Source organism: Marmoricola sp. URHB0036, assembly GCF_000426045.1.
In the GTDB taxonomy this organism is placed as follows: domain Bacteria; phylum Actinomycetota; class Actinomycetes; order Propionibacteriales; family Nocardioidaceae; genus Marmoricola.
The window spans coordinates 615,848-632,986 of sequence record NZ_KE384490.1 but is presented as its reverse complement, the minus strand read 5'-3'; the positions used below and the strand labels follow the sequence as shown (position 1 = coordinate 632,986).

The following is a 17,139-nucleotide window of genomic DNA, read 5'->3' as shown; positions in this document are numbered from 1 at the left end:
TCAGGTCGCCAAGATCTGCGCGAGCACCTTCGCGGCCTGCTCGACCGAGCCCCGGTCGGCGTCGAGGTGGGTGAGCATCCGGACCTTGGTCGGTCCGACGGCGCCGACAAGCACGCCCTGCTCCCTGGCAGCGGCAACCACGGCCGGGGCGTCGGGCACGTCGACCACGACGATGTTGGTCTCCGTGAGGGCGGGGTCCATGCCGCAGGCCTCGGCGAGCAGCGTGGCGTGCTCGTGGTCCTCGGCCAGCCGCTCGACGTGGTGGTCGAGGGCATACAGCGCAGCAGCGGCGAGCACGCCGACCTGGCGCATTCCCCCGCCCATCCGCTTGCGGCGTACGCGCGCCTCGGCGACCTGGTCGGCCGAGCCCATCATCACCGAGCCGATCGGGGCACCGAGGCCCTTGGAGAAGCAGACGGCCATGGTGTCGGCGATCGCGCCGTAGGACGCCAGCGGCGTGCCGGTCGCGACGTGGGCGTTCCAGATGCGCGCCCCGTCCACGTGTACGCCGCAGCCGAGGTCGTCCGCCACGGTGCGCAGCTCCTCGAGGTCGGCGAGCGGTAGCACCGTCCCGCCGGCGAAGTTGTGCGTGTTCTCCACCGAGATCGCCGTGGTGCGCACGAAGAACGGGCCCATGTCAGGGGCGTGCATCGACCGGATCGCGGGCAGGTCGACCTGGCCGTCCTCGCGGATCCAGGTGCGCGAGGTGATCCCGGTCAGTGCGCCGTGGGCACCGAGCTCGGCCCGCAGGATGTGTGCGCGCGACTCGCAGATGACCTCCTGACCCGGGGCGACCAGCGCGGCCAGGGCGAGCACGTTGGCCATCGACCCGGTCGGCGTGAACAGCGCCGCCTCGAAGCCGAACAGGCCGGCCACCCGGTCCTGGAGCTCGGCGACGGTCGGGTCCTCGCCGTACACGTCGTCGCCCACCTCGGCGTGGGCCATGGCCCGGCGCATGTCCTCGGTCGGCTTGGTGACGGTGTCGGAGCGCAGGTCGATCATGAACCCGAGCCTAGGACCCCGCGTTCACTGCAGCAGATCGGGCGTCTGCCAGTCCTTGCCGAGCACGTGATGGTCGACGAACGCGAGCACGGTCTGGTACCAGACCTTGGCGTGCTGCGGCGTCAGGATCCAGTGGTTCTCGGTCGGGAAGTAGAGGAACTTGTGCGGCATCTCCCCGCCTTGCGACTCCGCGCGGTCGGCCAGCTCGGACCACAGCCGCAGCGCCTCGCCGATGGGGACGCGGTAGTCGTGGTCGCCGTGGATGACGAGCATCGGCGTGCTGATCGCGTCGGCGTGCAGGTGCGGGCTGTTGGCCTGCTGCATCTCGGGCGTCATCTCGCGCGCCCAGTACCACGGAGCATCGGTGGTCGGTCCGAACTGGTCGAGCGCCCACAGGCTGGCGTGGGTGACGATCGCCTTGAACCGGTCGGTGTGCCCGGCGACCCAGTTGGCCATGTAGCCGCCGAACGATCCGCCCATCGCAGCGGTCCGTGTCTCGTCGATGTCGGAGCGCTCGACGGCCGCGTCGGTGGCGGCCATCAGATCGGTGTACGGCGCGTCGCCCCAGTTGCCCCAGCCGCGACGGATGAACTCCAGCCCGTAGCCGGTGGACAGTGCCGGATCCGGCAGCAGCACGGCGTACCCCTGCGCGACGGCCAACCACGGGTTCCAGCGCCACGACCAGGCGTTCCACGACCCGAGCGGACCGCCGTGGATCCACAGCAGCATCGGAGCCGGGCTCGAGGGCGAGGCGTCGTCGGGCAGCGCCAGCCACGACCGCACGCGGGTGCCGTCGGCTGCGGTGGTCTCGACCTCCTCGAGCCGGCCGGGCAGCTCGGGCGTCGCGCTCGGGCCAGGCAGCGGCTCGGAGTCCTGGTCGGGGGTGGTCGCGTCGAGGCGCACCGGCCGGAACGGCTGGGCGTACGACGTGCGCATGGCATAGACGTGGCGTCCGTCGGGTGAGACCCGTACGTCGGCGTAGGTGAAGGGGTCGGCGGTCAGGCGGGTGAACTCGCCACTGGCGACGTCGAGCCGGAAGACCGGCGCGCGGCCGTCCTCGTCAGCCACGAGCACGATCGCCGAGCCGTCGGGGGTCCACTCGAGCGAGCTGGCCGGCCAGTGGTCCCAGTCGCCGGTCAGGTCGCGCAGCGATCCATCGTCGCGGGAGTAGAGGCACACGCGTCGGTCACCCGGATCGTGCGGCGTGGAACGGACCTCGCGGACCAGGGCGATCGAGCGCCCGTCCGGGCTGAAGCTCGGGGCGCCGTACTCGCTCCCGACGTCGTAGAGGACGACGGTCAGGTCACCGCTCGCGACGTCGATGAGGGCCAGGGCGTAGCGCAGTCCGCCTCGTTCGCGCAGCGCCCACGACGTGGCGACGGTCGAACCGTCGGGGCTGACGGCGTACTCCCCCTCGACCAGCGCCCGGCCCGGCTCCGGGGTCAGGTCGGTCAGGTCGAGCTTCGGCTCGTCGCCGGGCTGCTCGGCGTCGGTCAGGGTGCCGGCGAACAGCCGAGGTGCGTCCGGGCCGAGGTCGTGGTCCCAGAACCGCACGGGCACCTGCTCGTGCAGGATCGCGGAGACCTTCTTCTCCTTGCGCTCCTTGCGCTTGGCGGCCTCCGTCTCGTGGCTGTCGGAGGACGGGAACGTGTGGGAGGTGAGTACGACGGTCCCGGCACTCGTCGCGACCTCGACGTGTCCCACTCCGCCGGGTCGGCTGGCCACGACGCGGGCCTCGCCGCCACCGGCCGGCAGCATCCAGAGCAACGAGACCTCTTCGTCGTCCTCGACCGCCGGGTCCGGACGCGCCGAGGTGAACAGCAACGAGCCGTCCGGCAAGAACGCCGCCCCGCCCTCGCCCTTGGCGCTGCGGGTGAGTCGCCGGGCCGGACGCTCGCCGTCGGGGTCGACCTCCCACAGGGCGGTCACCCACTTGGTCCGCTTCGGGTTCAGCGTCTGTACCGCGGTGACCAGGCGCGTCCCGTCGGGCGACAGCGCCAGCCCCGCCCCCCGCGGCAGGTCGACGTAGTCGTCGAGGTCGTCGAACGGAGTTGGGCCGGAGCCGGAGCCGGGGGAAGATGCCGAGTCAGTCACCCCTTCTACCTATCACGCCCCCCTGTGCCTCCGACCGGGCAGTTCTGGTGGCCTCCAGCCCGCTGACCGGGCAGGAATGGTTGGTCAGGACGCAGCGAGAGGGCAGTTCTGGCTGACCAGAACTGCCCTCTCGGCGTACTCCTGCCAACCAGAAGTGCCCTCTCGGCGGGGCTTCAGGCGACCGCGGTCTGGACGGAGTCCGCCGGGGCCGACGTCTCCACCGGCTCGAGGGCGAGGGCGAGGATCTCGCCCACGTCGGCGACCGGACGCACGTCGAGCTGCTCGAGCACCTCGGCCGGTACGTCGTCGAGGTCGGGCTCGTTGCGCTGCGGGATGAACACCGTCTTCAACCCGGCACGCTGGGCGGCGAGCAGCTTCTGCTTCACCCCGCCGATCGGCAGCACCCGGCCGTTGAGGGTCACCTCGCCCGTCATCCCGACGTCGGAGCGCACCGGTCGTCCGGACGCGAGCGACGACAGCGCGGTCACCATGGTCACGCCCGCGGACGGGCCGTCCTTGGGCACCGCTCCCGCCGGCACGTGCAGGTGCAGCGCGCGGTCGAGCGACTCGGCGTCGACACCGTGCTCGGCGCCGTGCGAGCGCAGGTAGGACAGCGCGATCTGCGCCGACTCCTTCATCACGTCACCGAGCTGGCCGGTGAGGGTGAGGCCGCGTTCGCCCTCCATCGAGGTCGCCTCGATGAACAGCACGTCGCCTCCGGTCCCGGTCACGGCCAGGCCGGTCGCGACACCCGGGACCGCCGTACGCTCCGCGGACTCCGGCAGGAACCGCGGCCGCCCGAGGAAGTCGCGCAGGTTGTCCCCGTCGACAGCGACCAACGCAGCGTCGGTCGAGGCGAGCCTCGTCGCGACCTTGCGCAGCACCTTGGCGATCGCCCGCTCCAGCTGCCGTACGCCGGCCTCACGGGTGTACTCCCCCGCCATCTGGCGCAGCGCCTCGTCGGAGACGCTCACCTCGTCCTCGGACAGGGCAGCCCGGGACAGCTGGCGCGGCAGCAGGTGGGTCCGCGCGATGGCGACCTTGTCCTCCTCGGTGTAGCCGTCGAGGGTGACGACCTCCATCCGGTCGTAGAGCGGCGCAGGAATCGTGTCGGCCACGTTGGCGGTCGCCAGGAACAGCACGTCCGAGAGGTCGAGGTCGACCTCGAGGTAGTGGTCGCGGAAGGTGTGGTTCTGTGCGGGGTCGAGCACCTCCAGCAGCGCTGCCGCTGGGTCGCCCCGGTAGTCGGCGCCGACCTTGTCGATCTCGTCGAGCAGCACGACCGGGTTCATCGAGCCGGCCTCGGAGATGGCGCGGACGATGCGGCCGGGCAGCGCCCCGACGTAGGTACGCCGGTGCCCGCGGATCTCGGCCTCGTCGCGCACACCACCGAGGGAGACGCGGACGAACTTCCGGCCGAGCGTGCGCGCGACCGACTCACCGAGCGAGGTCTTGCCGACACCGGGCGGGCCGACGAGCGCCAGCACGGCGCCCGAACCCCGGCCGCCCACGACCTCCATGCCGCGCTCGGCACGACGGGAGCGAACGGCGAGGTACTCCACGATCCGGTCCTTGACGTCGTCGAGGCCGTGGTGGTCGGCGTCGAGGATCTCCCGGGCGCCGGCGATGTCGGTGGAGTCCTCGGTGCGGACGTTCCACGGCAGGTCGAGCACGGTGTCCAGCCAGGTGCGGATCCAGCCGGACTCAGGACTCTGGTCGCTCGCGCGCTCCAGCTTGCCGACCTCGCGCAGCGCGGCCTCGCGGACCTTCTCCGGCAGGTCGGCGCTCTCGACGCGAGTGCGGTAGTCGTCGGCACCCTCGGGCTCGTCCTCGCCGAGCTCCTTGCGGATGGCGGCGAGCTGCTCACGGAGCAGGAACTCGCGCTGCCGCTTGTCCATGCCCTCGCGCACGTCGTTCTGGATCTTCTCGGTCACGTCGAGCTCGGCGAAGTGCTCGCGCGCCCACTCCAGGACCCGGGAGAGCCGCGCCTCGATGTCGGGGGTCTCGAGGAGCTCGCGCTTCTGCTCGTCGGTGAGGTACGGCGCGTAGCCGGCCATGTCGGCCAGCTGGGAGGGGTCCTTGACCTGCTGGACGGTGTCGATGACCTGCCAGGCGTTGCGCCGCTGCAGGATCGCCACCACGACCCGCTTGTACTCCTCGGCGAGCTCGCGGACGTGCTCGGTGACCGGCCCCTCGTCCACCGTCTCGGCCTCGACCCACAGGGCCGCGCCGGTGCCGGGCACACCGGAGCCGATGCGGACGCGCTCGCCGGCACGCAGCACGGCGGCCCGGGCGCCGCCGGGCAGACGGCCGACCTGCTCGACGGTGGCGATCACGCCGTGCGTCGGGTAGCGGTCGGAGAGGCGGGGAGCGAGCAGCAGCCGCTCCTCGGAGCCGGCCTGGGCGGCCTCGATGACGGGGCGGGCGTCGCCGTCTAGCTCGACCGGCACGACCATGCCGGGAAGCACCACCAGATCGGGGACGGACAACAGCGGGAGGGAGATGACGTCGGACATGAGATCCTCGATTCTTGAGTCTGCATGACTCAACTTCGAGGTGGGGGCACCTGTTCCCGCACTCGCGTCCGCTGTCAGCGAACGGCGCTCGAGCAGCGCTGCGTGGTCAACGCTGCTCGAGAATCTCGCGAACCTCGCGAACCTCGCGAACCTCGACGGCCTCGACGAGGTCGCCCGGCGGGACCAGCCAGGTCTCACCGTTCCAGTAGAGGTGGTGACGGGCGTCGTCCGGGTCGCGGTACCAGCCAGGGGGCCGATCGTCCATGTAGCTCTGCTCTGTCCATCCAGGGCGACGAAGCGCCCGCGGGGGGTCACCTAGTGCGATCAATTGCCACTCCCGAGAGCAGTGGCTCTCACCTTGCCAAGCGCGTCCGTTGGGAAGCCGGTCGGGTGCTGCGGACGCTGCGCGGGCACCCGACCCCGCGGAGCTAGAGGATGGCCTTGTTCAGGATCGCCTTGTTGAGGATGGCCTTGTTGAGGATCGCCTTGTTCAGGATCGCCTTGTTCAGGATGGCCTTGTTGAGGATCGCCTTCTGGGTGGGCGCCTTGGCGCTGGCGGCAGAGGCAGCCGGCACGGCGAAGCCGACGGCGGCGAGGGCGGCGGTCGCAACGACGGCGGCGGCCTTGACACGAATCCGGGACATCTGGACTCCCAAGGAGGTTGGTGGGGCGGGGTGCGCAATTCGTATCTCCGACCCAAGGTGGACGGGGATAGTCATTACGGACTATTTTCGGAGTCGCGTTTCGGAAATTTCCCCCTTCATAGGTTGAAACCCGACATGGTTTTTCTGCCCCATCACCGCCGATTCGTGAATTCGGGGTGCTGACGGCAGGGCCACCGCGGGGTTAGCGTTCCGCGAGTGAGACGCGTGCCCCACGAGAACGTCGCGACCGTGCTGGTCGATCCGCGCGCCCTTGCCGACCTCGAGCTGGCCCTGATGCCGCTCGACCTACGGGTCTGGCCGGTCCGCACGGCCCCGATCAGCGAGGACGGCCCGCGGCTGGCCTTCCAGATCCGCAACCGGTTGGTCACCGCGCACCGCGGCGAGTGGGACCTCGCCGCCGACTGGACGCCGGTGTGGATCGGGTTCGGCATCACCTGGCACAACGGCGACGAGCCGCTCCCCTGGCAGGCCCACAAGGAGCTGTGGCGCGCACTGGACTCCTTCGCCGCGCAGGTCCGCTTCCACCGGCGGCTGGGCGGCATTCGACGACTCCCGTGGCCCGAGGACGTCTACCGCTGACGGGACCGGACACGCCCCACCAGTCTTGCCAAAAGCCACCCGATCCGCCCCGAACCCGGCACACTGGGCCGCGCATTCATTCTCGGAGGACGGAGCATCATGTCGAGTGCCATCACGAAGTTCGCCGCCGCCACGGCCGTGACCCTGGTCGCGGGACTGGGTCTGGTCGGCTCACCGGGCAGCGCCACCGCCGCCACCGGCGGCTACTGCGAGGGCCAGTCGGCTCCCGCCAACACCGACCCGTCGAACCAGGCGCCGGTGCCGGGCGACGACACGGTCAACGCCCTGGCGGGCACCCTGACCACCATCAAGGTCCTGGCCAACGACACCGACCCTGACGCCGACAAGCTGTACCTCGAGAACGCCTCCTCGCCGCGCCGGGGCGAGATCTGCGTGCAGCGCAACGGCACCATCGAGTTCATCGCCGACGGCAGCCGCAGCAACTACGTGTCGTCGTTCACCTACGGCGTGACAGACGGCGACCGCTACCGCACCGCGACCGTCACCGTGAACGTGCAGGGCGTCCAGCCGATGCGGCCGGTGCTCAAGCAGAAGCTGGTCATGAAGAAGCACAGCCACCAGGTCAAGCAGCGCGCCCGCGTCTCGTTCACCAACCCGAACCCCAAGCGCATGCTGCTCCTGGCCGGCAACCCCAAGAAGGAGAACCCCAGCGTCCAGCACTACGTCTACCCGGGGCGCACGTTCACCTTCACCACCAAGGAGCGCCGGCTGGCCTACTTCACGGTCCTGTCGCCGAAGAACAGCGACACGATCTGCATCGTCAACCAGGGCCTGCTGAACACCCGCAACGGGCACCTGAGCGCCCAGTACGTCGGGATCACGCTCTCGTTCGGTCGGGCACAACACACCGAGGCAGCCAACAAGGTCTGGGCCCGCCGCTGACGACAGCTCAGACGAGCGCCGCCACGCGTCCCGCCCGGGACGCGTGGCGCAGTGCTCGGTCGAGGTCGCGGAAGAAGCACCCGGTCAGGTGTCCACCTGCCACGGTCAAGGTGGCGTTCCCGAGCCGGGCGACCATGCCACCGACCTCGGCGTGGGCGTCGTAACGCAGCAGGGTGCACCCGGTGCGGTGCCGGACCAGGCTGACATCGAGGTCGACCTCGAGCCGGCCGAAGCGCCCGCACCCGCCGATGCGGACGCACAGCCGCGAGCCGGACTGCCCGTCGTCGATCGAGAAGTCCCCGCGGTAGGTGTCGGCCACCGGTCCGACCCGGGCGGCCAGCGTCGCGGCGTACCGTCCCGGCGCCACCGGCACCAGCTCCTCACAGCCGGGGATGGCCCGGCGCAGCACCTCGCGGTCGTGCAGGCCGGCCCACACGTGCTCGACCTCGGCCTGGACCTGTCGTTCTCCGTTGAACCGCATGGTGGCCTCCCTCGCCGCGGACACCTCGTCGTGTCAGTAACAGCAGACCCCACGTAAGGGTGCGCGGACATCCCCCTCGAGACTGACTTTCGGGCCCGGCGCCTCGTCCGCTAGGACGAGAGGAGGACGAGAGGGAGTGCGCTCAGACGTTGCCGATGACGCGCGTGATCGTGATGCGTACGGCGACGCGCTCGAGGTTCTCCCGCGGCTGGCGGTAGCGCTCCGCGTAGCGGCGTACGGCGTCGGCCACCGACTCCGGGTCTTCGAGCACCTCGGCCGTCCCCTCGACCGTCGACCAGCGGCCACGGTCGACCTGGCACACCGCCACCCGCGGATCGCGACGGAGGTTGGCGACCTTCTGCGAGCGGCCAGAGGTGATGCCGAAGGCCAGCCCGGCGCCGGGGTCCACCACGATGCCCATGGGTACGACGTGCGGCGACCCGTCGGACTTCAGCGAGGTCACCGTGCAGTGGTGCTTCTCGCGCCAGAACTCGAGGTGCTCGCCGGCGAGCTCGTAGGAACGGGTCATCGGGTGAGGGTCATGCGTGACGCAGCATCTCCGCGACGAGGAACGACAGCTCGAGCGACTGCACCCGGTTGAGCCGCGGGTCGCAGACCGACTCGTAGCGGTCGGCCAGGTCGGCTTCGTTGAGCTCCTCGCCACCGCCCACGCACTCGGTGACGTCGTCGCCGGTCAGCTCGACGTGCAGGCCGCCGGGCCACGTTCCGACCGAGCGGTGCACGTCGAAGAAGCCCTGGACCTCCTCGATCACGTCGTCGAAGCGGCGGGTCTTGTATCCCGAGGACGCCTCGAAGGTGTTGCCGTGCATCGGGTCGCAGACCCAGGCGACCTCGACCCCGGCGGCGTCGACCTTCTCGAGCAGGGTCGGCAGCGCCTCGCGGATCTTGCCGGCACCCATGCGCGTGATGAAGGTCAGCCGCCCGGGCTCGTTGGTCGGGTTCAGCTTGCCCGCCAGTGCGATCGCGTCGTCGGCGCTGGTGGTCGGGCCGAGCTTGACGCCGATCGGGTTCTGGATGTGGCTGAGCAGCTCGACGTGGGCACCGTCGAGCTGGCGGGTGCGCTCGCCGATCCAGACGAAGTGGCTGGAGACGTCGTACGGCAGCTGGGTGCGGCTGTCGGTGCGGGTCATCGCGTGCTCGTACTCGAGGATCAGCGCCTCGTGGCTGGAGTGGAAGTCGACCCGGTGGAACTCGTCGGGGTCGGCGCCGATCGCCTGCATGAATGTCAGCGCGCGGTCGATCTCGGCCGCCACCTTCTCGTAACGACGCCCCACCTCCGAACCGAGCACGAAGTCGGTGTTCCAGGTGTGCACCTGGCGCAGGTCGGCGTAGCCACCGGTGACGAAGGCACGCACGAGGTTCAGCGTCGCGGCCGACGCGTGGTAGACCTCCACGAGCCGTTGGGGGTCGGGGATGCGCGAGGCCTCGTCGAAGTCGAAGCCGTTGACCGCGTCACCGCGGTAGGCCGGCAGGGTGACGCCGTTGCGGGTCTCGAAGTCCGAGGAGCGCGGCTTGGCGTACTGGCCGGCGAGCCGGCCCAGCTTCACGACGGGCACGGACGCGGCGTAGGTCAGCACGACGGCCATCTGCAGCAGCACCCGCAGCTTGTTGCGGGTGTTGTCCGCCGTCACGCCGGCGAAGGTCTCGGCACAGTCGCCGCCCTGGAGGAGGAAGGACTCCCCCTTGGCGACGGCGCCGAGCTTCTGCTTCAGCGCGTCGCACTCGCCGGCGAAGACCAGTGGTGGCATCTGGCGAAGACGAGCGACGGCGGCGTCGACCGCGGCCACGTCGGGGTACGCCGGCTGCTGGGCCGGCGCCATCGCGTGCAGCGATGCCAGGTCAGGAACGGATGCGGACACCCGACAAGGGTACGGCCGGGCCCGAGCGTCCCCGAATCGAGGACAGGGGGTGGATCCCCGGACGCGAGCAGGCGGGTGCCCCGGACTCCTAGCCGGCCAAGTGGTCGACGTCGTCGAAGGTGCTGGTGGTGCCAGTCGCCCGGTTGACGAAGTAGGTCACCACCCACAGCGCGACGCCGAGAGCGAGCATGCCGGCCGCGATCTTGTACTGGATCATGTCGGCCTCCAGTCGCGCCCACGGGCCGAGCAGGTAGAGGCAGGCGATGGCTCCGAGCACCGGCACCACGGTGGGCGCCTTGAAACCGCCGGGGCGGCCGGGTTCGCGTCGCAGGACGAGCACGGCGACGTTGACCACCGAGAAGACCGCGAGCAGCAGCAGGGCCGTCGTACCCGACAGCGCGGCCACGACCGAGTTCTCGGCCTGGAGGCGGACCACCACGATGAGTCCCAGGGCGAGCACGGTGGTGAACACGATGGCAGCCCACGGCGAGCGGCGGGACGGCAGCACCTTGCCGAGGGCGCTCGGCAGCACGCCCTGGTTGGCCATCCCGTAGATCAGCCGGCTGGCCATCAGCATGTTGATCAGCGCGGTGTTGGCGACGGCGAAGACCGTCATGAACGGGAAGACCTTGTCGATCGGGATGTCCGGGGCACCGGCCCGTACGACGTCGAGCAGGATGCCCGCCTCGGGGTTCTTCGGGGTCGCGATGTCGCCGGCCGGGATGACCGCCACCACCGAGACCGCCACCAGCATGTAGATGATCACCGCGATCCCCAGCCCGGTGAACATCATCCGCGGGAAGATCCGCTCCGGCTCCTTGGTCTCCTCGACCATGTTGACGGAGTCCTCGAAGCCGACCATCGAGAAGAACGCGATCGCGGTCGCGATGGTGACCGCCGCGAACAGCCCCTTCTCCTCGGGGTTCTCGAAGACCGTGATCCGGTCGAGGTCGGCGTCGCCGCCGCCGATCGCCACGAAGCCGATGACGATCACGATCGCCAGGGCCGCCATCTCGACGAGGGTGAGCAGGACGTTGAACTTCACGCTCTCCCCGACGCCGCGCAGGTTGATCAGCGCGAGCAGCACCATGAACGCGAGCGCCACGACGAGCGTCGCGCCCTCACCGGTCGGGACCGCGTCGATGCCCTCGTTGAGCCCGACCAACAGGTTGCTGGCCAGCAGTCCCGATGAGGTCGAGGCACTCGTGATGCCCGAGCACACGACCGTGAAGGCGACCAGGAAGGTGATGAAGTGCACCCCGAAGGCCTTGTGCGTGTAGAGCGCGGCACCGGCCGCCCGGGGGTACTTGCAGACCAGCTCCAGGTAGGAGAAGGCGGTCAGCGTGGCCACGATGAACGCGACCAGGAACGGCAGCCAGGCGACGCCGCCGACCTGCCCGGCGATCCGGCCCGTGACGGCGTACACACCGGCCCCGAGGATGTCGCCGACGATGAACAGGAGCAGCAGCCCCGGGCCCATCACTCGCTTCAGGTCGGGCTCCGGCCCGTTCACGTCTCGCTCGTCTACCGTCGCCGACATGTCTGCCTCCCGGGGTGCGATGTCCGCACATCGTGGCGCAAACCGGCACAGTCAGCCATCTTGGATGACGCGCGCAACCATGCCTCAGCCGAAGAAGACCTCGGCCTCGGCGTACTCCTCGGGGTCGACCAGCTTGAGCTCGCCGGTGCCCTCGATCAGCGGGACCCGGGCGATGTGGGTGCCGCGCAGCGCCATCATGGTGCCGAAGTCGCCGTCGTGCACGGCGTCGATCGCGTGCAGACCGAAGCGGGTGGCCAGCCACCGGTCGAAGGCGGTGGGGGTGCCGCCGCGCTGCACGTGACCGAGTACGACGGCCCGCGCCTCCTTGCCGGTGCGCTGCTCGATCTCGCTCGCCAGCCGGTCGCCGATGCCGCCGAGGCGCACGTGGCCGAACGCGTCCTGCTCACCGGACACCAGCGTCATGTCGCCGCCCTCGACCGGGACCGCGCCCTCGGAGACGACCAGGATCGGTGCGTAGTGGCTCTCGAAGCGCTGCTCGACGAGCGCGCAGACGGCCTCGATGTCGAACGGCTTCTCGGGGATGAGTACGACGTTCGCCCCACCGGCGAGACCAGCGTGCAGGGCGATCCAGCCGGCGTGACGGCCCATCACCTCGACGACCAGCACGCGGTGGTGCGACTCGGCGGTGGTGTGCAGCCGGTCGATCGCCTCCATCGCGATGTTGACGGCGGTGTCGAAGCCGAAGGTGAAGTCGGTGGCGTTGAGGTCGTTGTCGATGGTCTTGGGCACACCGACGACGTTGACGCCGAGGTCGTGCAGCTTGGTCGCGACGCCGAGCGTGTCCTCGCCGCCGATCGCCACCAGCGCGTCCACCCCGAGGTCGGCGAGGTTCTTCTTGATCTGCTCGACCCCGCCCTCGACCTTGAACGGGTTGGTGCGCGAGGAGCCGAGGATGGTGCCGCCCCGCGGCAGGATGCCGCGCACCTGGGGAATGCCGAGCTCGCTGGTCGTCCCCTCGAGCGGTCCCTTCCAGCCGTCGCGGAAGCCGACGAACTCGAAGCCGTACTCCTTGACGCCCTTGCGGACGACGGCCCGGATGACGGCGTTCAGGCCGGGGCAGTCGCCACCTCCGGTGAGGACTCCGACGCGCATGCATGCTCCTGGTGAGTGTGGTGGTGGTTCCGATTTGAACGATCACATGAAACCGTGAACCGCGCGAGCCCGTCCACCCCGGCGCTGCTCCAGGGCCTGCCTCCCCGGCGGCGAGGTGCCCGTGGGGCGGCGCGCAGCAGGACATCGTCGGGGTGAGAGGCCCTAGGCTCGCGAGGCATGAGCATCCTCGCGATCGACGCAGGGACGACAGGCGTGACCGCGCTGGTCGTGACGCCGGCGGGCACCATCGCGGCCCGGGGCTACCAGGAGTTCCGCCAGCACTTCCCCAAGCCCGGCTGGGTCGAGCACGCCCCCGAGGAGATCTGGCAGGCGACGCTGGAGGCGGTGCGCGACTGCCTCACGGACTGGGACGGGTCGAAGGAGGACCTCAAGGGCATCGGCATCACCAACCAGCGCGAGACGGTGCTGCTCTGGGACCGCGAGACGCTGGGTTCTCCCCGGCGCGCGATCGTGTGGCAGGACCGGCGTACGGCGGACATCTGCCGGCGCCTGCGCGACGAAGGACACGAGGACCGGGTCACCGAGCTGACCGGCTTGCGGCTCGATCCCTACTTCTCCGGCACCAAGCTGGTCTGGCTGGCCGAGAACGAGCCGAACACGTGGGCGCTGGTCGGCGAGGGGCGCTACGCCATCGGCACCGTCGACTCCTACCTGGTCGCCCGGATGACGCGCGGCACCTGGCACATCACCGACGTCTCCAACGCCTGCCGCACCTTGCTGTTCGACCTGGAGTCGGGCGGCTGGTCGCAGGAGCTGTGCGACCTGTTCGGCGTCCCGATGGACGCGCTGCCGGAGATCGTGCCCAACTGGGGCGAGCTCGCGACCACCGACCCGAAGAGCTTCCTGGACCTCGAGCTCCCGGTGGCCGGCATCGCCGGCGACCAGCAGTCGGCGCTGTTCGGGCAGACCTGCTTCGACGTGGGCGACTCCAAGTGCACCTTCGGCACCGGCTCGTTCATCCTCACCAACACCGGCACCGAGGTCGTCCGCTCCGACGCCGGCCTGCTCTCGACCGCTGCGTGGAAGGCGCCCGACGGTGACCTGACCTATGCCCTCGAGGGTGCGATCTTCGTGACCGGGGCCGCGGTGCAGTGGCTGCGCGACGGGTTGCAGATCGTCGGTTCGGCGGCCGAGACGGCCGCGATCGCGGCGACGGTGCACTCCTCCGACGGCGTCGTCTTCGTGCCGGCACTGACCGGCCTGGGTGCACCCCACTGGGACCCGCACGCGCGCGGGACCATCCTCGGCATCACCCGGGGTACGACGCGCGCCCACCTCGTCCGCGCCACCCTCGAGGCGATCACCTTCGAGGTCCGCGACGTCACCGACACGATGCCCACGCAGCTGACGTCCCTGATGGTCGACGGCGGTGCAGCGGCGAACGACCTGCTCTGCCAGCTCCAGGCCGACCTGCTCGGCGTACCCGTCCAGCGGCCGAAGATCGTCGAGACGACCGCGCTCGGGGCAGCGTTCATGGCCGGCCTCGGCACCGGCGTCTGGGACTCGACCGAGGACCTCCGCGAGACCTGGCAGCTCGACCGGGAGTTCACCCCGGACGAGTCCGACGATGTCCAGGAGCGCACCGACGCGGCGTACGCACTCTGGCGCAAGGGCGTCGAGCGCTCCCGCGACTGGACCGAGTAGGACGTCATACGAACTGGTCGCCATGGCGACCAGCTCGTATGACGTCCGGGAGGATCAGAGCGCGTGGCGCCCTGTCGTGCCCTTGGCGATCCCGACGCCGAGGACGGTGAACAGTACGGCGGTCAGCGAGACCCCCCAGACCGTCACGCCGCTGCCGATGAAGGTGGCGGTACCGATGACGGCGGCCGCGAAGGACCACCAGCGCACCACACCGGCACGCCACAGCCCGGCGGCCGCGAGGGGCAGGCAGAGCAGCAGGCCGATGATGCCGGGGGCAGCGAAGAACGGCAGGGCCCAGAGCGTCTTGTCCATGTGCTCGTGCAGCGAGCTGATGGCGTCCACGCCGTAGATCTGGCCGATCGAGGAGTCGTACCAGTCGACGGCCAGGATCCCGGGCAGCGTGGTCATGCCGACGAAGCCGAGGAAGGCGCCGACGTTCGCGAGAGTGGCGCCCCGGCCTCTGACGTAGGCCGCGGCCAGGAAGGCCGTGACCCCCCAGAGGGCGTAGGACCAGTGCAGCGTCAGCGAGTGGATCTGCAGGGCGCCGGGGTGCGCGGTGTACTGCTCGTTCATCTCCTGGCCGCTGCTGCCGGCGCCGGGGTCGGCGATGGTGGCGACCAGCAGCAGTACCCCGGCCAGGATCGGCGAGGCGACGAGGAACCCGCGCCGCAGGGCTGCGGACCGGGAACCCTCGGTGGTGGGGCGGGCCTCGGCGAGGTCCGCAGCGGTGGCGGTGGTGACGGTCATCTTCGGTGCTCCTCGGTGGTGGTTGGTGAGCACCAGCCTTCCGGGGAAGCGCCTCAACCGGATCTGCCGCGAGGCGGATTCCCGACTCAGTCGTACGACGGATCCTCGACCCGGTCTCCCGGGACGACCACCGAGTTCTCGTAGGCGAAGATCACCGCCTGCACCCGGTCACGCAGGCCGAGCTTGGTCAGCACGTTGCTGACGTGGGTCTTGGTGGTCCCCTCCGAGACGAACAGCTTGCCGGCGATGTCGAGGTTGGAGAATCCGCGGGCCAGCAGGCCCAGCACCTCGACCTCGCGCGGCGTGAGCAGCTCGAGCCGCGACTCGCGTGCGGTCGACGGCGGGGCCGGCCGGCGTACGAACGCGTCGATCACCCGGCGCGTCACACCGGGTGCGAGCAACGACTCCCCCGCCGCCACCACCCTGACGGCCGCCGCGAGCTCCTCGGCCGGTGCGTCCTTGAGCAGGAAGCCGGAGGCGCCGGCCCGCAGGGCCTCGAACACGTACTCGTCGAGGTCGAAGGTGGTCAGCACCAGCACCTTCGTCTCGACTCCTGACTCGACGATCCGCCGGGTGGCGGCGATGCCGTCGAGCACCGGCATCCGGATGTCCATCAGGGTCACGTCGGGCACCAGCTCGGAGACCATGGCGAGGGCCTCCTCGCCGTTGCCGGCCTCGCCGACGACCTCGAAGTCGTCCTCGCCCTCGAGCAGCGAGCGGAAGCCGGCGCGCACCATGCCCTGGTCGTCGACGATCGCGAGTCGAATGGTCATGTGGTGGTCTCCTTCAGGGGCAGGCTGACGGCGAGGCGGACCCCGCCCGTGGACGACGGTTCGAGCTCGACGGTCCCGCCGTACAGCGCCACCCGCTCGCGGATGCCGACCAGACCGTGGCCGCCGTTGGACGAGGAGGTACGCCGCAGGCCGCGGCCGTTGTCGGCCACCTCGACATCGAGCCGGCCGGGTGCGTAGCGGACGAGCACGTGCGCCTGGCTGGCGTGGGCGTGCCGGAGCGCGTTGGTGAGGCCCTCCTGGGCGATGCGGTACGCCGCCAGGTCCACGCCCGGGCTGAGCGGGACCGGGTCTCCCTCGATTCGGAGGTCCACCTGCATCTCGGCGGAGTCGACCTGTCGGACCAGCCGGTCCAGCTCGGAGAGCCCCGGCTGCGGCGACAAGGCCAGCGGCTGTTCCCCCTCGGTCCTCAGCACGCCGAACAGTCGCCGCATCTCGGCCAGGGCCTCGCGGGCGGTCGCCTCGACGGCCGCGAGGTCACGGGCCTCGGCCGCCTGCTCCGGACCCAGCCGGCGGCGGACGGCCTGGGTCTGGATGGTCACCACGCTGATCGAGTGGGAGACGATGTCGTGCAGCTCGCGGGCGATCCGGGTGCGCTCGTCGGCCGCAGCCTTCGCGGCCTCGAGCTCGCGGGTGCGCTCGAGCTGCGCCGCACGGGCGAGAGCTCCTTCCGTGCTCGCCGTGCGCACGCGCAGGAGCTGGCCGACGGCCCAGGGGCCGATGAAGAACACCATGCCGGCGGCCAGGTCGCTCGGCACGAAGCCGTGCACGACGCTGACCACCATGAACGGCACGAAGACCAGCCCCAGACCCCACCAGGCCCGCGGCGATGCGGTCTCCGAGCCGACCGTGAAGGAGACCAGGACGAGGGAGAGCAGCGTCGTGAACTCCCCGTTGGGATCGGTGATCACGTTGGAGCCGACCACCAGGGCCGCGACGACCAGGGGGTACTGCCGACGCCAGGCCAGGGTGGCAAGGGCCAGTCCGGCGATCCCGACGTGCTGCAGCGGCGAGGTGACGTCGGGGTTGGAAAACGCCTCGGCGACGTTCATCGCCACGAACAGCAGCGCGATGACGGCGTCGAGGAGCGGAGGGCGGCGGAGCTTCACGAGACGAAGGTAGGTGACCGGCGGCGCGACCACATCGGTCGCGCGACCGATCTG

16 protein-coding genes are annotated in these 17,139 nt (G+C 70.4%); 3 read left to right on the top strand and 13 right to left on the bottom strand.

All coding sequences use genetic code 11. The features are described 5' to 3' along the window. The 5 genes from H976_RS0123235 to H976_RS0123215 all read right to left on the bottom strand — a co-directional run bounded on the left by H976_RS0123235 (position 1) and on the right by H976_RS0123215 (position 6,256). Positions 1–1,002: a low specificity L-threonine aldolase gene (locus H976_RS0123235; RefSeq protein WP_027863468.1), complete on the bottom strand. Its 1,002-nt coding sequence runs from the start codon at positions 1,000–1,002 to the stop codon at positions 1–3. A 24-nt stretch (positions 1,003–1,026) separates the two neighbouring features. After that, positions 1,027–3,096: a prolyl oligopeptidase family serine peptidase gene (locus tag H976_RS0123230; protein WP_027863467.1), complete on the bottom strand. Its 2,070-nt coding sequence runs from the start codon at positions 3,094–3,096 to the stop codon at positions 1,027–1,029. Between the two features lie 173 nt (positions 3,097–3,269). Beyond that, complete coding sequence (lon, locus tag H976_RS0123225; RefSeq protein WP_027863466.1) at positions 3,270–5,612, bottom strand: endopeptidase La; 2,343 nt, start codon at positions 5,610–5,612, stop codon at positions 3,270–3,272. Positions 5,613–5,718: 106 nt separating this feature from the next. Then, positions 5,719–5,877, bottom strand: a complete 159-nt coding sequence (locus H976_RS30245; RefSeq protein ID WP_155918671.1) for a DUF2510 domain-containing protein — start codon at positions 5,875–5,877, stop codon at positions 5,719–5,721. 163 nt (positions 5,878–6,040) lie between these two features. Then, the gene (locus tag H976_RS0123215; RefSeq protein ID WP_027863465.1) at positions 6,041–6,256 is read right to left on the bottom strand and encodes a pentapeptide repeat-containing protein; all 216 of its coding nucleotides are present in this window, start codon (positions 6,254–6,256) and stop codon (positions 6,041–6,043) included. Between the two features lie 216 nt (positions 6,257–6,472). Here H976_RS0123215 and H976_RS0123210 point away from each other — a divergent pair, with 216 nt between their 5' ends. After that, entirely contained in the window at positions 6,473–6,856 is a 384-nt protein-coding gene (locus tag H976_RS0123210) for a hypothetical protein (RefSeq protein ID WP_027863464.1), read from the top strand. 99 nt (positions 6,857–6,955) lie between these two features. After that, positions 6,956–7,759: an Ig-like domain-containing protein gene (locus tag H976_RS0123205; protein WP_027863463.1), complete on the top strand. Its 804-nt coding sequence runs from the start codon at positions 6,956–6,958 to the stop codon at positions 7,757–7,759. 7 nt (positions 7,760–7,766) lie between these two features. On the opposite strand, the gene H976_RS0123200 is transcribed toward H976_RS0123205, so the two are convergent. The 5 genes from H976_RS0123200 to H976_RS0123180 form a co-directional block, all read right to left on the bottom strand. Then, positions 7,767–8,240, bottom strand: a complete 474-nt coding sequence (locus H976_RS0123200) for an SRPBCC domain-containing protein (RefSeq protein ID WP_027863462.1) — start codon at positions 8,238–8,240, stop codon at positions 7,767–7,769. Between the two features lie 142 nt (positions 8,241–8,382). Then, positions 8,383–8,769: a PPOX class F420-dependent oxidoreductase gene (locus tag H976_RS0123195; protein ID WP_027863461.1), complete on the bottom strand. Its 387-nt coding sequence runs from the start codon at positions 8,767–8,769 to the stop codon at positions 8,383–8,385. Positions 8,770–8,779: 10 nt separating this feature from the next. Continuing rightward, complete coding sequence (locus tag H976_RS0123190; RefSeq protein WP_051277398.1) at positions 8,780–10,081, bottom strand: class II 3-deoxy-7-phosphoheptulonate synthase; 1,302 nt, start codon at positions 10,079–10,081, stop codon at positions 8,780–8,782. Positions 10,082–10,208: 127 nt separating this feature from the next. Further along, complete coding sequence (locus H976_RS0123185; protein ID WP_027863459.1) at positions 10,209–11,660, bottom strand: APC family permease; 1,452 nt, start codon at positions 11,658–11,660, stop codon at positions 10,209–10,211. Positions 11,661–11,744: 84 nt separating this feature from the next. Then, positions 11,745–12,773, bottom strand: a complete 1,029-nt coding sequence (locus H976_RS0123180; protein WP_027863458.1) for a 6-phosphofructokinase — start codon at positions 12,771–12,773, stop codon at positions 11,745–11,747. A 177-nt stretch (positions 12,774–12,950) separates the two neighbouring features. Between H976_RS0123180 and glpK the strand changes: the two genes are divergently transcribed. Next, a complete protein-coding gene (gene glpK, locus H976_RS0123175) occupies positions 12,951–14,438 on the top strand; it encodes a glycerol kinase GlpK (protein ID WP_027863457.1) in 1,488 nt (495 codons plus the stop codon). 54 nt (positions 14,439–14,492) lie between these two features. Here the strand turns inward: glpK and H976_RS0123170 are convergent, their stop codons facing one another. The 3 genes from H976_RS0123170 to H976_RS0123160 form a co-directional block, all read right to left on the bottom strand. Then, the gene (locus tag H976_RS0123170) at positions 14,493–15,185 is read right to left on the bottom strand and encodes a hypothetical protein (RefSeq protein WP_155918667.1); all 693 of its coding nucleotides are present in this window, start codon (positions 15,183–15,185) and stop codon (positions 14,493–14,495) included. A gap of 86 nt (positions 15,186–15,271) precedes the next feature. Further along, positions 15,272–15,958 carry a response regulator transcription factor gene (locus H976_RS0123165; RefSeq protein WP_027863455.1) on the bottom strand — a complete coding sequence of 229 codons (687 nt, stop codon included), beginning with the start codon at positions 15,956–15,958 and terminating at the stop codon, positions 15,272–15,274. Further along, complete coding sequence (locus H976_RS0123160; protein ID WP_155918665.1) at positions 15,955–17,085, bottom strand: sensor histidine kinase; 1,131 nt, start codon at positions 17,083–17,085, stop codon at positions 15,955–15,957. The genes H976_RS0123165 and H976_RS0123160 overlap by 4 nt, the downstream gene beginning before the upstream one ends. Positions 17,086–17,139: the final 54 nt, after the last annotated feature.

Excerpts from the sequence above, each read along its gene's own strand:
- H976_RS0123235 (WP_027863468.1), bottom strand. The coding sequence starts at position 1,002 with ATGATCGACCTGCGCTCCGACACCGTCACCAAGCCGACCGAGGACATG.
- lon (WP_027863466.1), bottom strand. The coding sequence starts at position 5,612 with ATGTCCGACGTCATCTCCCTCCCGCTGTTGTCCGTCCCCGATCTGGTG.
- H976_RS30245 (WP_155918671.1), bottom strand. The coding sequence starts at position 5,877 with ATGGACGATCGGCCCCCTGGCTGGTACCGCGACCCGGACGACGCCCGT.
- H976_RS0123215 (WP_027863465.1), bottom strand. The coding sequence starts at position 6,256 with ATGTCCCGGATTCGTGTCAAGGCCGCCGCCGTCGTTGCGACCGCCGCC.
- H976_RS0123205 (WP_027863463.1), top strand. The coding sequence starts at position 6,956 with ATGTCGAGTGCCATCACGAAGTTCGCCGCCGCCACGGCCGTGACCCTG.
- H976_RS0123200 (WP_027863462.1), bottom strand. The coding sequence starts at position 8,240 with ATGCGGTTCAACGGAGAACGACAGGTCCAGGCCGAGGTCGAGCACGTG.
- H976_RS0123195 (WP_027863461.1), bottom strand. The coding sequence starts at position 8,769 with ATGACCCGTTCCTACGAGCTCGCCGGCGAGCACCTCGAGTTCTGGCGC.
- H976_RS0123190 (WP_051277398.1), bottom strand. The coding sequence starts at position 10,081 with ATGGCGCCGGCCCAGCAGCCGGCGTACCCCGACGTGGCCGCGGTCGAC.
- H976_RS0123185 (WP_027863459.1), bottom strand. The coding sequence starts at position 11,660 with ATGTCGGCGACGGTAGACGAGCGAGACGTGAACGGGCCGGAGCCCGAC.
- H976_RS0123180 (WP_027863458.1), bottom strand. The coding sequence starts at position 12,773 with ATGCGCGTCGGAGTCCTCACCGGAGGTGGCGACTGCCCCGGCCTGAAC.
- glpK (WP_027863457.1), top strand. The coding sequence starts at position 12,951 with ATGAGCATCCTCGCGATCGACGCAGGGACGACAGGCGTGACCGCGCTG.
- H976_RS0123170 (WP_155918667.1), bottom strand. The coding sequence starts at position 15,185 with ATGACCGTCACCACCGCCACCGCTGCGGACCTCGCCGAGGCCCGCCCC.
- H976_RS0123165 (WP_027863455.1), bottom strand. The coding sequence starts at position 15,958 with ATGACCATTCGACTCGCGATCGTCGACGACCAGGGCATGGTGCGCGCC.